This is a genomic window from Streptomyces sp. NBC_01092, from assembly GCF_045039535.1.
GTDB lineage: Bacteria > Actinomycetota > Actinomycetes > Streptomycetales > Streptomycetaceae > Streptomyces.
This window is the reverse complement of record NZ_CP108659.1, coordinates 1,804,162-1,818,170: the sequence shown is the minus strand read 5'-3', so window position 1 is coordinate 1,818,170 and position 14,009 is coordinate 1,804,162. Positions and strand designations below refer to the sequence as shown.

Annotated in this window: 13 protein-coding genes; 10 read left to right on the top strand and 3 right to left on the bottom strand. The window is 73.1% G+C overall.

Going from position 1 to position 14,009, the window contains the following annotated elements; translation table 11 throughout:
* Nucleotides 1-45: 45 nt before the first annotated feature.
* On the bottom strand, nucleotides 46-1,620 hold the full coding sequence (locus tag OG254_RS07945) for an alkaline phosphatase D family protein (RefSeq protein ID WP_405578830.1): 1,575 nt from the start codon (nucleotides 1,618-1,620) through the stop codon (nucleotides 46-48).
* A 154-nt stretch (nucleotides 1,621-1,774) separates the two neighbouring features.
* Nucleotides 1,775-3,223: a PLP-dependent aminotransferase family protein gene (locus OG254_RS07940; protein ID WP_405578827.1), complete on the bottom strand. Its 1,449-nt coding sequence runs from the start codon at nucleotides 3,221-3,223 to the stop codon at nucleotides 1,775-1,777.
* Between the two features lie 47 nt (nucleotides 3,224-3,270).
* On the opposite strand from OG254_RS07940, the gene OG254_RS07935 reads away from it, so the two are divergent.
* The 10 genes from OG254_RS07935 to OG254_RS07890 all read left to right on the top strand — a co-directional run bounded on the left by OG254_RS07935 (nucleotide 3,271) and on the right by OG254_RS07890 (nucleotide 13,052).
* Complete coding sequence (locus tag OG254_RS07935; RefSeq protein WP_405578825.1) at nucleotides 3,271-4,188, top strand: DMT family transporter; 918 nt, start codon at nucleotides 3,271-3,273, stop codon at nucleotides 4,186-4,188.
* A 65-nt stretch (nucleotides 4,189-4,253) separates the two neighbouring features.
* Entirely contained in the window at nucleotides 4,254-4,748 is a 495-nt protein-coding gene (locus OG254_RS07930; protein WP_405578822.1) for a hypothetical protein, read from the top strand.
* Nucleotides 4,732-5,694 carry a bifunctional lysylphosphatidylglycerol flippase/synthetase MprF gene (locus OG254_RS07925; RefSeq protein WP_405578819.1) on the top strand — a complete coding sequence of 321 codons (963 nt, stop codon included), beginning with the start codon at nucleotides 4,732-4,734 and terminating at the stop codon, nucleotides 5,692-5,694. Before OG254_RS07930 ends, OG254_RS07925 begins: the two co-directional genes overlap by 17 nt.
* A gap of 99 nt (nucleotides 5,695-5,793) precedes the next feature.
* Entirely contained in the window at nucleotides 5,794-6,927 is a 1,134-nt protein-coding gene (locus OG254_RS07920) for an acyl-CoA dehydrogenase (protein ID WP_405578817.1), read from the top strand.
* 57 nt (nucleotides 6,928-6,984) lie between these two features.
* Nucleotides 6,985-8,106 (top strand): SDR family oxidoreductase, encoded by a 1,122-nt coding sequence (locus OG254_RS07915; RefSeq protein WP_405578814.1) that lies wholly within the window; start codon nucleotides 6,985-6,987, stop codon nucleotides 8,104-8,106.
* Nucleotides 8,103-9,386, top strand: coding sequence for an aspartate aminotransferase family protein (locus OG254_RS07910; RefSeq protein ID WP_405578812.1), 1,284 nt, complete (start codon nucleotides 8,103-8,105; stop codon nucleotides 9,384-9,386). The genes OG254_RS07915 and OG254_RS07910 overlap by 4 nt, the downstream gene beginning before the upstream one ends.
* A 64-nt stretch (nucleotides 9,387-9,450) precedes the next feature.
* Nucleotides 9,451-9,915: a type II toxin-antitoxin system RatA family toxin gene (locus OG254_RS07905; protein ID WP_405578809.1), complete on the top strand. Its 465-nt coding sequence runs from the start codon at nucleotides 9,451-9,453 to the stop codon at nucleotides 9,913-9,915.
* On the top strand, nucleotides 9,887-10,450 hold the full coding sequence (locus tag OG254_RS07900; protein ID WP_405578806.1) for a flavin reductase family protein: 564 nt from the start codon (nucleotides 9,887-9,889) through the stop codon (nucleotides 10,448-10,450). Before OG254_RS07905 ends, OG254_RS07900 begins: the two co-directional genes overlap by 29 nt.
* Entirely contained in the window at nucleotides 10,447-11,769 is a 1,323-nt protein-coding gene (locus OG254_RS07895) for an NAD(P)/FAD-dependent oxidoreductase (RefSeq protein ID WP_405578804.1), read from the top strand. The genes OG254_RS07900 and OG254_RS07895 overlap by 4 nt, the downstream gene beginning before the upstream one ends.
* A 38-nt stretch (nucleotides 11,770-11,807) precedes the next feature.
* On the top strand, nucleotides 11,808-13,052 hold the full coding sequence (locus tag OG254_RS07890; protein WP_405578801.1) for a wax ester/triacylglycerol synthase domain-containing protein: 1,245 nt from the start codon (nucleotides 11,808-11,810) through the stop codon (nucleotides 13,050-13,052).
* 65 nt (nucleotides 13,053-13,117) lie between these two features.
* On the opposite strand, the gene OG254_RS07885 is transcribed toward OG254_RS07890, so the two are convergent.
* A complete protein-coding gene (locus OG254_RS07885) occupies nucleotides 13,118-14,008 on the bottom strand; it encodes an SAM-dependent methyltransferase (protein ID WP_405578798.1) in 891 nt (296 codons plus the stop codon).
* Nucleotide 14,009: the final 1 nt, after the last annotated feature.

The window sequence follows — 14,009 nt, the reverse complement described above, 5'->3', positions numbered from 1 at the left end:
CAGGGGATGACTCAGGTACGCGGCACTGTCACGAGCGTACGGGATCTACTGGCCGACGCGTCCCGGCTGGAGCACCTGGGTGAACAGCACCGTGCCGTCCTGCTCGCGCAGCCGCACCGTCAGCTCACCGCTGTGGCCGTCGATGTCGACCTCGCCGAAGAACTGGTAGCCGCCGGCGGGGGAGACGTTCGCGGTGGTCGGCGCCTTCACGAACACCCGCTCCGGACCGAAGGTTTCGTCGAGCGTGTTGGCCGGGAAGGCACCCGCGTTGAGCGGGCCCGACACGAACTCCCAGAACGGCTCGAAGTCGGAGAAGGCAGCCCGCGCCGGCTGGTAGTGCTGGGCGGAGGTGTAGTGGACGTCGGCCGTCAGCCACACCGTGCCGGTGATCCGCCGGTGCTTGATGAACCGCAGCAGCTCGGCGATCTGGAGTTCACGGCCGAGCGGGTTGCCCGGGTCGCCCTGGGCGACGGCCTCGATGTTCGGCTTGCCGTCGCCGGTGTCCGGCACGACCAGGCCCAGCGGCATGTCCGAGGCGATCACCTTCCACACCGCCCGGGAGCGGGACAGCTCGCCCTTGAGCCACTTGAGCTGCTCCGCGCCGAGGATGCCCTGTGCGTCGGTGGTCTGGTTGTCCGTGGAGTTGGCGTTGCGGTAGGTGCGCATGTCCAGGACGAACACGTCCAGCAGCGGCCCGTAGTGGACCGTGCGGTACACCCTGCCCTCCGGGCGGCGCAGCGTCGAGATGGGGAAGTACTCCGAGAACGCCTGGCGGGCCCGCCCGGCCAGGACGTCGACGCTCTTCTCGGTGTAGCGGGTGTCGCCGAGGATCTCGCCGGGGTACCAGTTGTTGGTCACCTCGTGGTCGTCCCACTGGATGATGGAGGGGACCTGGGCGTTGAACCGCTTGAGGTTGTCGTCGAGCAGGTTGTACCGGAAGTTGCCGCGGAACTCCGCCAGGGTCTCGGCGACCTTGGACTTCTCCTCGGTGGTGATGTTCCGCCAGGTGCTGCCGTCGGGCAGCGCGACGGACGACGTGATCGGCCCGTCGGCGTAGATGTTGTCGCCGCTGCACAGGAAGAAGTCCGGGTCCAGCGCGCCCATCGCGTTGTAGATGGTGTAGCCGCCGAATTCGGGGTTGATGCCCCAGCCCTGCCCGGCCAGGTCGCCGGACCAGACGAACCGGATGCCGTCACGCCGCCGCGCGGAGGCGGTACGGAAGGTGCCGGTGACCGGCTCGCCCGTGCGGCGCGGGTCGTCCGGGTCGGCGAGCAGCACGCGGTAGTGGATCTGCTCGCCGGACGGCAGGCCGCGCAGCCGGGTCGTGCCGGTGAAGTCCGTGTCCGCGCCGAGCAGCGGGCCGCGCCATCTGCGGGGGTTACGGAACGACTCGGTCGCGGACGTCTCGACGATCATCCTGGCGGGCCGGTCGGAGCGCACCCACACCAGCCCCGAGTCGCCGGTCACGTCGCCCGTCTGCACGCCCCAGCCCGCCCTGGGACGCCCCGACAGGGCGAACGCCGGCGCAGAGCCGAGTGCCGTGGGCAGGGTCAGGGCCGCCGACGCGGCGAGCGAGCCGCGCAGGACGCTGCGGCGACCCGGGAACGGACGGTGTGACATGGGGGCCTCCAGTGGCGGGATCCGGCCAGTGTGCAGAGCCACAACTACTGGTGCGCCGCAGCGCACACGGAAACCACAAGTGAACAACTGACCGCATACGCAAGGGAACACGTACGTCACACGCAAAACACGACGGGCGCGCGGGCGATCCTGCTCATCGCCGACCCATCGCCGCCGCACGGGCCATCAGCCGTACGCCGTCCCGGATCCGCGCGGGCGACAGTTGGGCGTATCCCAGCACCAGCCGCACGCCCGGCTCCCTGACATGGTCGGCACGCGCGTGTGCATAGTCCGTGAGCGGCCGCACCGCCACACCGGCCGCACCCACGCGCGCGAGGAACCGTTCCTGATGCCCGTACGACTCCGGCAACGCGGCGATCACGTGCAGGCCTGCCGCGATCCCGGTCACCTGCGCGCCCGGGAAGTGCTCCTCCAGCGCGGCGACGAGGGTGTCGCGACGCTCCCGGTACGCGCGCTGGCAGCGCCGCAGCTGACGGTCGTAGTCGCCGCGCTCCACGAACCGGGCGAACAGCGCCTGGTCCAGGGTGGGATGACCGAGGTCCATGGTCCGCTTGCGCTCGACGACGTCCTCGGCCAGCGCCTCCGGTACGAGCAGCCAGCCGAGCCGCAGTCCCGGCGCGAGCGACTTGCTGACCGACCCCGCGTACGCGACGCGCTCCGGATCGAGTCCCTGGAGCGCGCCCACGGGAGCGCGGTCGTACCGGAAGTCTCCGTCGTAGTCGTCCTCCAGGACGAACCCGTCGACGGACCGTGCCCAGTCGAGCAGTTCGGCACGGCGATCGGCGGAGTAGGCGATGCCGGTGGGGAACTGATGGGCCGGCGTCGTGACGACGGAACGCACGCCCGACTCCCGCAGCGGGCCGATGACGAGCCCCTCGTCGTCCATGGGCACGGGCACGGTGGTCACGCCGGCGGCCGCGTACAGCGAGTCGTGCTGCGGACTCCCCGGGTTCTCGACGCCGACCTCGCGCATCCCGCGCGCGTGCAACACGAAGCCGAGCACCGTCGTCGCCTGCGACACCCCGGAGACGATCACGATCCGCTCGGGGTCCGCGACCACGCCCCGGCGGCGCGCCAGCAGTTCGGCGAGCGCCGTGCGCAGCCGGGGCAGCCCGCGCGGGTCGGGATAGCCGAGCTCCTGGTGCGGCAGCTCGGCCAGCACCCCGCGCTGCGCAGCCGCCCACGCGGCGCGCGGGAACAGCGACACGTCCGGCGTCCCGGGGACGAAGTCGGCCCGCGCGCCGGTGGAGCGTGGCGCGAGGTCACGCGCGCGTGGCCGGGCGGCCCGTACGGCATCGCCCACCCATGTCCCGGCGCCCCGGCCGCTGCGCAGATAGCCCTCCGCCGTCAACTGCTCGTACGCTTCGGTGATCAGCCCGCGCGACACCCCCAGGTCGGCGGCCAGATCCCGGCTCGACGGCAGCCGCGTCCCCGGCACCAGCCGCCCCGACCGCACGGCCTCCCGCAGCGCCTCCTGGAGGGCACGTCCACGCGCGCGTGCGGGCGCCGACGCGGCCGGCAGCAACAGCTCCCAGGCGGGGGACCCGTCGCGCGGGTCCGGATTGGTCTGCGATGACGTCATGAATGTGGACCTTAATCCGGACCGCCGCGCTTCCTAGCGTCGCTGCCATGAACGCCAACTCCACGCGCGGCGCCCTGCTCGCCGCGTTCGCCTGTGTCCTCGTCGGAGGGTCCTTCACCGCCAACAGCCTGCTCGGCGACTACCCGTACGCGGGCGGCCAGTTCCTCCGCTACGCCCTGGCGTGCCTGCTGCTCCTGCCGCTCGCCGGGCCGGGTGCCGGGGCCCGGCTCCGCGCGCTCACGCCCCGCCAGTGGGCCCGCCTCGCGCTGCTCGCGGCCCTCGGCATGGTCGGCTTCAACCTCGCCGTCATCGCCGCCGAACGCACCGCCGAACCGGCCGTCCCCGGCGTTTTCGTCGGGTGCGCGCCCGTCGTCGTGGCCGTCCTCGTGCCGCTCCTGGAGGGGCGCAGGCCCCAACGCGTCGTCCTGAGCGGCGCGTTGCTCGTCGTGGCCGGTGCCTGCGCGGTCCAGGGCTGGGGGCGCACGGACGGCACCGGCATCGCCTTCTCGGTGTGCGCGCTGGTGGGCGAGGTGGCGTTCGCCGTGCTCGCCGTGCCCGTCCTGCGGCCGCTCGGCCCGCGTCTGCTGTCCGCCACCGTGTGCGGCGTCGCGGCCGTCGAGTCGGCGGCGGCCGGGGTGATGCTCGACGGCGCCGCCTGGCTGCGCCGACCGGACGCCACCGAGACCGCGGCCCTGCTGTGGCAGGCGGCGATCGTCACCGTCGTCGGCTTCGTGTGCTGGTACATGGGCATGCAGCGGATCGGCGCCGAACGGGCCACGCTGTTCTCCGGACTCATCCCCGTCGCCGCCGCCTGCACCGCCCCGCTCGTCGGAACCGGCTCCTACGGCGTACCGCAGGCCGTGGGCAGCGCGCTGGTCGGCGCCGGAGTCGTCCTGGGATGCCGTACGCGCCCGTCGCCCCCGCGATACGAGGGGTTGCCCGCGTTGGCGCGTAAACAGGTATGAAAGCCCGCAGGGAAGGAGCCGGCTGAAGCCCGCCCCTCGCATCGCACGCGCATTCCTGGAGCCTCGTGGACGCCAAGAACCGATTCGAGACGAAGACCACCTTCGCATTGTCCCGAATGGAATGGCTGGCCTTTCTGATCGTTTCCCTCGTGCTCGCTTTTCAGCACCTTTCGGAAATCCGCTGGGGCGTCTTCGTGGCGCTCTTCGCGGTGATCGACGTCATCGGATACATTCCCGGCGCGATTGCCTACCGGTGCAGCCCGGGCAAGCGCATCGCACGCGGCTACTACGTGGCCTACAACGTCATGCACAGCCTGGTCACGGCAGGTGCCATCGCCGGGGCGTGGGTCCTGTTCGCCGGGCCGGAATGGGCCCTGCTCGCCCTGCCCATCCACCTCCTGGGGGACCGAGCCCTGTTCGGGAATTCGTTCAAACCCTTCGGTGTCGCCTTCGAACCGGAAACACATCCCGCCTATCGACGGTTCGATCAACAATACCGGACCGAATTCGCCGAAGAGGCCCGGCGTCAGGAGGAGGGCTCACATGTCGTCCGTGCTTGACACCCTCACCGAACACAGCGACAACCCCAGTTCCTTTCTCGCCCTGAACAGCGGGAACGAATACTTCCGCGACGAGCCGGTCGACGGCGTGTGCGCCTATCGCCGCGCCGGACGCCATGTCCTGCAATTCGGCGGCCCGTTCACCGCCCCCGAACACCGGGCGCGGCTGCTGGACTCCTTCGTCACCCACGCGGGACGACGCCTGGTCGCCGTGCAACTCCAGCGCGAGGACGCCGAGCTGTACGCCGGTCAGGGCTTCACGGTCAACCAGATCGGGGCGTCGTACGCCGTCGACCTGGCCCGTTTCACCCTGCGCGGCTCACGGTTCGTGCGGCTGCGGAACAAGATCTCGCGGGCCCGGCGCGCGGGTCTGGAAGTGGCCGAGGTCCACCCCGGCGACGACGGCGCCGAACTGGACCGGGTCGACGAGCCCTGGCTCCGCGAAAAGGGCCGGCACGTCAAGGAGCTGCAGTTCCTCGTCGGCCAGCGGACCGGGCCGCTGCAACGCCACCGCCGGCTCTTCGTCGGGCGCGTCGACGGCGAAGCGGTCGGCTACATCAACTACTCGCCCGTCTACGGCAGCCGCCCCGGCTGGCTGCACGACCTCAGCCGGCGCAGGCCCGACGCGCCGCCCGGAGTGATGGAGGCACTCAACGCCACCGTCATGGAACGTCTCGTGGCCGACGACGCCGCCTGGCTGCACTTCGGCTTCACCCCGTTCACCGGACTCGACGAGGAACACGAAGTACCCGGCCACAGCCGGATGTTCGCCCGGTTCGCCCGACTGCTCGCCGAGCGCGGCAAGGCGATCTACCCCGCCGCCTCCCAGCTCGAATACAAGGAGAAGTGGGCCCCGCACGTGGTCCTTCCGGAGTACATCGCCTTCCTGGGCAGGCCGCGCATCCCCGCAGTGTGGCAACTGCTGCGCGCCACCAACGCCGTCTGACGCCACTCGGCCCACCGGCGCACGGCCACGCCACCAGGCCGCCCTCCCGCGCCGCCGTATGCCTGATGACCACCCCCCACCCCGGAGGACCGCATCCGCATGAGATTCCTCGAGCGCGAACGCACCACCCTGGCCAAGCTGCTGCCGGACCTGGACCCGGCCCTGCGCGAGACACCGCTCATGGAGCTGGAGCGACGGGACAGCCCCGGCATCCGGTTCTTCCGGGACAGCGGCGGGCCGGGGCTGCTGGTCCCCGAGGCCCATCAGGGCCGGGGAGCCACGGCGTTGGACGCGGTGCGGGTGCAGCGGGCCATCGGCAGCCGCTCGCCGTCGCTGGCCGTGGCGACCACCATGCATCATTTCTCCATGGCCACACTCGTCGGCCTGGGCGACCGGGGCACAGGACTGGAGTGGCTGCTGATCGAAGGTGTGGCGGCCGACAACCGCCTCATCGCCTCCGGCTTCGCCGAGGGACGCCGCGGCGCCGGCATCCTCGAACCGACGATGACCGCCAAGGTCACCGAGGACGGCGTACACATCAGCGGCGTCAAACGGCCGTGCAGCCTGGCCCGCTCCATGGACGTGCTGACCGCCAGTGTCCTCGTGCCCCGCGAGGACGGACAGGGGGACGAGCTCGCGGTCGCTCTGGTGCCCGCCGAGAGCGAAGGCGTCAGTGTCAGTAGCTTCTGGTCCAGCGCCTTCCTGGCCGGCGCCGAGAGCGACCAGGTCACCCTCACCGACGTCGTCGTACCGCCGGAGCTGCTGCTGCGTACCGCGGCCACCGCCCAAGGGGGGATCGACGAGCTCCAGACGGCCGGGCTGATCTGGTTCCAGCTGCTGATGACGGGCAGCTACCTCGGCGCCGCCTCCGCCCTGGTCGAACGGGTGTTGCTCAACGACCGGATCCCCGAGCACGAGCGCGTACGGCTCTTCGTGGAGACCGAGGCCGCGGCGGCCTGCGCCGAGGGCCTCGCCCGCCGCGTCGACGACGGAGACCACGGCGAGTCCGCGCTCGCCCAGGCGCTGTACGTCCGCTACGGCGTCCAGGACGTCATCGCCCGGGTCGCCCCGCGCGCGGTCGAACTGCTCGGCGGGCTCAGCTTCATGACGTCCGACGAGGTCGGCCATCTCGCGGCCTGCGCCAACGGACTGTCCCTGCACCCGCCGTCCCGGGCCAGGATGACCGGCCCTTTCGCCGACTACCTGGCCGACCGGCCGCTCGCGATCGCCTGACCGGCGCCCGCACCCACCGCCCCGCGCGGGCCGAGACCTGTTGAGGGAGCACACCCAATGCCGCGACACCTCCCGCGTCCCACCGCCCCACCCGCCCCGAGGACCAGCGCACGCGACCGCCCGACCCTGCTGCTCACCGGAGGGACCGGCGTCCTCGGGCGGGCCCTGGTCGACGAGTTGGCGGCCGACTTCGACCTGCTCTGCCTGCGCCGTAACCGCCCCCTGGGCGACCCGCGGGTGCGCGAGCTGCGGGGCGACCTCCTCGCCCCCCGCCTCGGCCTGAGCGCGCTCGCCTGGCACGAGCTCGCCCTCGAAGTGGACGTCGTCCTGCACTCCGCCGCCGAGACCAACTGGCGCATGCCGCCCGCCGACATCGAGCGGACGAACATCCTCGGCACTCAGGCCGTGCTCGACCTGGCCGCCCGCGCCGACGCGCCCCTGTACCTGGTGAGCACCGCGTTCGTGGCCAGCGCCCCGAGCGAGGAGGACGCGCGGCGCTTCCCGGGGGCCGCCGCCTATCTGGCCTCCAAGACCAGGGCCGAACAACTGGTGCGCGAGGCCGACCTGCCCGGCGCGATCGTGCGCCCGTCCGTCGTGATGGGCGACTCCACGACCGGCCGGATCGCCGGCCAGCAGGGCCTGACCAAGACGCTCGGCTCGATGGTCCTGGGACAGGTGCCGGTGCTGCCCGGCGCGCCCGAGGCCCGCGTCGACATGGTCCCGCAGGACTACGTCACCCGGGCCGTCGGCGACCTCGTCCGCGGCGGGGTGAGCAGCGGCGAGTTCTGGCTCACTGCCGGCCAGGACGCGCCCCGGTTGCGCGAGATCGCGGACACCTGCGCGGAGTTCGCCGTACGCCGCGGCCTGCCCGCACCGCACCGGCCCCGGCTCATCCCCGTCGAGGCGGTGCACCGGCTGCTGCTGCCCATGCTGGAGGGCACCGCACTGCCCCAGGCCACCCGCCGCAGGTTCCAGCACTACGCCGAGCTCCTGCTGGTCTTCCAGCGCGAGCTCCCTTTCGACACCTCGCTCGGCCGCCCGCACTGCGGCACCCGCCTCAGCCACGCCGACATCCGGGCCGCGCTCGTACGCAACCTGGAGAGCTGGGCCGACGACCACCCGGCCCTCCTCGCCCGCCACCGCACCGCCCGTGCGACCCCGACCGAGGTGGCCTCATGACGATCTCCCCGGACACGACGGCCGCACCCGCACAGGACGTCACAGCCGAGTCCACCACCCTCGACCTGTACCTGCGCCACATCGGCTCCGGCCGAGCCGTCATGGGCCGGGTGCTCGGCGGCATGTCCGAGGTGCGCTCCGAAGGCCCCTGGATCCACACCGACGACGGCCGCAGGCTCCTCGACTTCGGCGGCTACGGCGTCTTCATCCTCGGCCACCGGCACCCGGCCGTCGTCGAGGCGGTGCACCGGCAGATCGACGTCCACCCGCTGGCGAGCCGGGTCTTCCTGGAGCCGGTCGCCGCGCGCGCCGCTCAGGCGCTGGCCGCCCACACCCCGCCCGGTCTGGACTACGTCCACTTCGTCAACTCCGGTGCCGAGGCCACGGAAGCCGCCCTGAAGCTGGCCCGCGCGCACGGCCGCAACGCGATCGTCACGACCCGCAAGGGCTTCCACGGCAAGACGCTCGGCGCCCTCAGCGTCACCGCCAACGCCACCTACCAGACGCCCTTCCAGCCGCTGCTGCCCGACACCACCCAGGTCGCCTACGGTGACGCCGGCGATCTCAAGCAGGCGCTGGCCGCCCGGCGCGACCGGGCGTGCGTCATCCTCGAACCGGTGCAGGGCGAGGGCGGCGTCCACATCCCGGAGCCCGGCTATCTCACCGAAGTCGCGGCCCTGTGCCGGGAGTTCGGCGCGCTCCTCGTCGTCGACGAGATCCAGACCGGGATGGGCCGGCTGGGCACCTGGTGGGGTGTGGACGCCGAGGGGATCCGCCCGGACATGCTGCTGGCCGGCAAGGGGCTCAGCGGCGGCGTCGTACCGGTCGCCGCGATGGTCGCGACGGCCGAGGCGTACGCCCCCTTCAGCCGTGACCCCTATCTGCACACCTCCACCTTCGGCGCCTCCCCGATCGCCTGCGCCGCCGCCCTCGCCGCCGTCGAGACCATGGAGCGCGAGGACACCGTGGCCCGCGCGGCGCGCCTCGGCGCGCGCATCCTGGCCGGCGTGCGGGCCACCTGTGAGCCGTACCGGGAGATCCTCGTCCAGGACGTGCGCGGACGCGGGCTGTTGATCGGCATCGAGTTCACCGAGGACCGGGCGGTCGGCGAACTCCTGCTGGAACTCATCGCACGCGGCGTCCTCGTCAACCACTCCCTCAACTCCACCCGCGTGCTGCGCCTGACTCCGCCCGCCGCCGTGGAGGACGACGCGCTCGATCTGTTCTTCACCAGCTTCGCCGAGGCACTGCACACGACAGCCGCCCGTATGGCCGAGTGAGCCGCGGCCCGGCAACTCGTCGTACCGGAACCGGAACCAACCCCGGAAAGGAACCGAACGACCCATGCGTCATGTGGTCCTGCACGCGATCGCCCACGGCTCGCAACCGGCCGCCGTCTACCACCGCATCACCGACTTCCGCCGCTATCCCGAACTCACCGACACCGTGCGCGAGGTCCGCGTGGACACGCTGGCCGACGGTTCGGTGGTGTCGGACTGGACCGTCTCCTTCCGCGACGGGCTGATGCGCTGGCGGGAACGCGACACGCTCGCGCCGGACACACTCACGCTCACCTTCGAGCAGCTCAGCGGCGACTTCCAGACCTTCGAGGGGAGTTGGCGCTGCGAACCGCGCGACGAGGGCACACTCGTCGTGTTCACCGCCGCCTTCGACCTCGGCATCCCGACCCTCTCGGAGATCCTCGACCCCGTCGCCGAGTCCACCCTGCGGACGAACATCGCCCGCATCCTGGCGGGCCTGGTGGGCGCGGAGGTGATCGATGAGTGCGCCGTCACCACTCACGGCTGACCCCTCCCCGTACGACGACCCCCTGCACGACGAACCCGGCCCCGGCGCCGCCCGCTGTCTCGGCCTCTACGCCAAACTCGCCGCCGGCGTCAGCGTCGTGACGGCTCGGGGCGAGGACGGGCCGCTCGGGATGACGGTCTCCGCCGTGACCTCGCTGTCGGCGCGGCCGCCGCTGCTCCTGGCCTGCCTGCGCGACGGCTCCCGCACCCTCGCCGCCGTCCGGTCCCACGGCGCCTTCGCGGTGCACCTGCTGCGCGAGGAACAGCACGCCCTCGCAGGCCGGTTCGCGAACCCGACGACACCCGCCGACCAGCGCTTCGCCGGCACGGACACCCGGCAGGTCCTCGGCGTCCCGGTGATCGCGGGCGCGCTGGCCTGGTCGGTGTGCCTGGTGAAGGACGTACGCCGCTACGGCGACCACCACCTCGTCGTCGGACAGGTCGCCGCCGTGCACGTGGGCGGCGGGCGCCCGCTGCTGTGGCACGACCGCCGGTTCAGGACTCTCTGCGCACTCGTGCCGGAGGGCGCCGAATGACGCCGTCAGCACACGGAACCCCGGCCTGGGACCTACCGGACCTGCCCGCCCAGCCCCCGCTGCACGGCACCGTCACGGCGGACGTGGCGGTGGTCGGGGCCGGTCTGGCCGGCCTCGCCTGCGCCTACCACCTGGCCGAACGCACCCCGGGCCGCGACATCGCGGTGATCGACGCCGAGGGCCCCGCCGCCGGGGCCAGCGGCCGGGGCACGGGGCTGCTGGGCCCACGAGCCGGGCCCGCGATCGACCGCGCCGTACGCCGGCACGGGCCCTGGGCCGCACGCCGGATGCATCTGGCGAGCGTACGGGCGGTGCAGGAGGTCCTCGACCTGTGCGGGCGGCTGGACGTGCCGTGCGCAGTGCGGCCCGGCGCGCAGATCATGGCGACCCGCGCACCGGCCGGCCTGGCGTCGCTCGACCGGCAGGCCCGCGCCTACCGAGCGCTGGGCCTGGACGTGCCGGAGCTGTCCGGCGCCCAGGTACGCGCGCGCGTGGGCGTCCCGTACACCGCGGGGCTGCTGCACCGCACCGCCGCCACCCTCGACCCGGCCGCCCTCACCAGTGCCCTCGCCCGTGCCTGCGCCGCCAAAGGCGTGCGGTTCCACGGGCGCAGCCCGCTGCTGGCCGTGCGCGCGGGGGAGCGGGGCGGCTGCGAGCTGCTCTTCCCGCACGGCCGGCTCCGCGCCCGGCAGGCGGTACTGGCCGTCAACTCCGCCGCCCGGTCCCTCGCCCTGCCGGTCGGCACGATCCTGCCGCTGGAGGTGTACGCCGTCGCCACCGCGCCCGTGAGCGACGCGGCGTACGAGGCGCTGGGCGGGCACGAGGGGTACGCCGTCGTCGACGCCCTGCCGATGGCCCCGTACTTCCGGCCGCTGCCCGACGGCGGGCTGGTGGCCGGCGGCGGCACGGTCACCCTGCCCGCCGGCCTCGGCGGCCCTCGGTTGCGCGCCGCGCGCGAGCGCGCCTGGGCGTGGCTGGGCCGCTGGGTGCGGTCCCTGCACCCCGAGCTGGCCCACCTGCCGGTCACCCACCGATGGTCGGGCCGCGTCGGCATGACCGGCGACGGGCTGCCGGTGGTCGGCCCCGTCCACGGCCTGCCCGACGTCTGGTACATCGGCGGCTGCTGCGGCCACGGCCTGGCGATGTCCGTGGCCCACGGCGCACACGTCGCCGCGGCCCTCTCGGGCGAGCCGGAACCCACGGACCCGTTGCCCTGGCACCGCCGCGCCGCCCCGCGCATGCCGGTGAGCGGACCCGCCCGCCCCCTGCTGCGGACCTACCTCGACGCCCTCGGCCGGGCCACGCGGCGCACCTGCTGATCCTCACAGCCCTGTTCTCCCCACACGGAGGTCGTTCCATGACCCGACGTTCCCTCGGCAGTGGCGGCTGCCTGCCGCCGACGCTCCGGATGGGCACCGCCGACGTCGCCTACCACCTGGCCATGCGCGGCAGGCCGCTGCCGGTCGGCTTCGTGTTCACGTTCGGCGGCCGGGCGCCGACCCTGGACGCCGTACGCGCGCGCGTGGCCGAACGCGCCCACCGCATCCCGGCGTTGCGCTACCGCATCGACCGGGACCGCCCGGCGTTCCGGCGCGTCGACGGGATCGCCGTGGAACATCACGTGCACGAGGTGTGGCTGCCCGAGGACGCCGTCGAGGCGGAGGCGGCGCGGATGATGCTGACCCGGCCCATGAACACGGGTGAACGGCCGCCCTGGGACGTGTGGCTGGTCCACGGGCCCACGGGGGGCCACAGCCTGTGCTACCGGAGCGACCACACCATCCAGGACGGCGTCGGCGCGGCCCACACCGTCCGGGACCTCCTCGACGACCACCCCCAGGGCGGCCCCGCGGCCCACCACCCCGGCAGGCCGACCGGCCGCGGCCTGGCCGACGCCCTCGCGGACGCCGTGGGCGGCTTCGGCGCGCCCACCGCCAAACCGGCCTTCGACGGCGCGAGCAGCGGCCGCACCACGCTGTGCCGGGTGCACACCCCGCTGGCCAGGCTGCGCGCCATCGCCCGCGCACACGGCGGCACCGTCAACGACGTCTACCTCGCCGCCCTCTCCCACGCCGTCCACACCTGGCACATGAAGGCGACCGGAGCGCCGCATCCGCCGCTGCCCGTAGCGGTCCCCATGTCGATGCGGGAGCCCGGCGAGGAATGCGCCCCCGGCAACCGGATGGTCACCGCCCGGCTCCTGCTGCCCTGCGACGAGCCGTCACCGCGCCTCGCCCTCGCCCGGGTCGCGGCGGCCACCGCCCGCTGGCGCGCCACCCGGCGCCGCGACGCCGTCCGTATGCTCCTCGCGGCAACGCCACGGGCCCTCGGCGCGCGCGTCGGCACCCGGATGGTCAACGGTGACGTCGTCTCCGGACCGGCCAGCAGCGTGAACTTCGGTGCCGCGCTCGTCCACCGGGGGGCCGCGTCCGACAGCGCCGCGGTCTTCACCGGCCTGGCGGCCGGGATCCGCTGTCTGACGACGCTGACGAGCCAGCACGACACCTCCTGCCTCACGATCGTGCACGACGCAACGCTGGCCACCGCCGACGAACTCCCGGACCTGTGGCTGGCCGCGCTGCTGGAACTGGAGCGGGCATAGCGCGCCGTACGGCGGTAAAGGGAGGAGCCCCGGGCAGGACCGCCCGGGGCTCCTCCCTTTGCCGGTCACTTCTTCAGTGTGCCGGTCGTCAGGAACGCGCACGTGGCAGCGCCCTCGGGGAGCAGCGGCAGAAGGGGGGAGAGCCGCTGGATGACGTACGGCAGCGTGAAGAGATCGGCGACGCCGGCCTTCCAACCCTGCTCCGCCCACCAGCCTTCCGGGTCGGCGAGCTGCCAGTGCCAGGCGATGCCGATGGTGGACAGAGCCTCCAGGAAGGGCGCGACGAACGCCGTCGAGACAGCCTCGGCGTTCACGCACTCGGCGCCGAACGTGCTGCCGGGCGCGGAGAGTTCCGTCATCGTGCCGACGATGGACGCCACGGTATCGGGCTGGAGGAAGTACAGGGGCGTCTCGGCCAGCCACGCGGTGGGCCGGCGCGGATCGAAGCCCGCCGCGAGCAGGTCCTCGGCCCAGGATCCGGTTGGATCGACGCCGACGGTGCTGCGCCGGCCACAGGTGGGGTGCGTCCCCTCCAGCACACGGTCCTTGAACTCCAGCACGGCGGGGGCCTCGACCTCGAAGACGTGCACACCGGCCGGCCAGTGCAGCCGGAAGGCGCGGGTGTCGAGACCGGCACCGAGCAGCACCACCTGACGGCAGCCGGACCGGGACGCCGTCAGAAGGTGCTCGTCGAAGAATCGCGTGCGCACCACCGCCCAGTCGGGCAGCAGCCGTTGCATCGGGCCGTCGCCGGGCGGCGCGCCGCCGAACCGGGCCGCGTGCAGGAAGTCCGCGGCCCAGGGATCGAGCACGTACGGCGTGTCCCGGCCGCACTCGGCGGCGTGCGCGGCGGCCGTCCACAGCGCGACGCGCGGGAGGCCGTACGACGGTGAGGCGCCCTCGGCAAGGGTGTCGTCCGGCGCCGAGCCGGGCTGTGGGTGTGTGGTCTCGGGCAAG

Excerpts from the sequence above, each read along its gene's own strand:
- OG254_RS07940 (WP_405578827.1), bottom strand. The coding sequence starts at position 3,223 with ATGACGTCATCGCAGACCAATCCGGACCCGCGCGACGGGTCCCCCGCC.
- OG254_RS07935 (WP_405578825.1), top strand. The coding sequence starts at position 3,271 with ATGAACGCCAACTCCACGCGCGGCGCCCTGCTCGCCGCGTTCGCCTGT.
- OG254_RS07890 (WP_405578801.1), top strand. The coding sequence starts at position 11,808 with ATGACCCGACGTTCCCTCGGCAGTGGCGGCTGCCTGCCGCCGACGCTC.
- OG254_RS07905 (WP_405578809.1), top strand. The coding sequence starts at position 9,451 with ATGCGTCATGTGGTCCTGCACGCGATCGCCCACGGCTCGCAACCGGCC.
- OG254_RS07910 (WP_405578812.1), top strand. The coding sequence starts at position 8,103 with ATGACGATCTCCCCGGACACGACGGCCGCACCCGCACAGGACGTCACA.
- OG254_RS07945 (WP_405578830.1), bottom strand. The coding sequence starts at position 1,620 with ATGTCACACCGTCCGTTCCCGGGTCGCCGCAGCGTCCTGCGCGGCTCG.
- OG254_RS07900 (WP_405578806.1), top strand. The coding sequence starts at position 9,887 with ATGAGTGCGCCGTCACCACTCACGGCTGACCCCTCCCCGTACGACGAC.
- OG254_RS07915 (WP_405578814.1), top strand. The coding sequence starts at position 6,985 with ATGCCGCGACACCTCCCGCGTCCCACCGCCCCACCCGCCCCGAGGACC.
- OG254_RS07925 (WP_405578819.1), top strand. The coding sequence starts at position 4,732 with ATGTCGTCCGTGCTTGACACCCTCACCGAACACAGCGACAACCCCAGT.
- OG254_RS07920 (WP_405578817.1), top strand. The coding sequence starts at position 5,794 with ATGAGATTCCTCGAGCGCGAACGCACCACCCTGGCCAAGCTGCTGCCG.
- OG254_RS07895 (WP_405578804.1), top strand. The coding sequence starts at position 10,447 with ATGACGCCGTCAGCACACGGAACCCCGGCCTGGGACCTACCGGACCTG.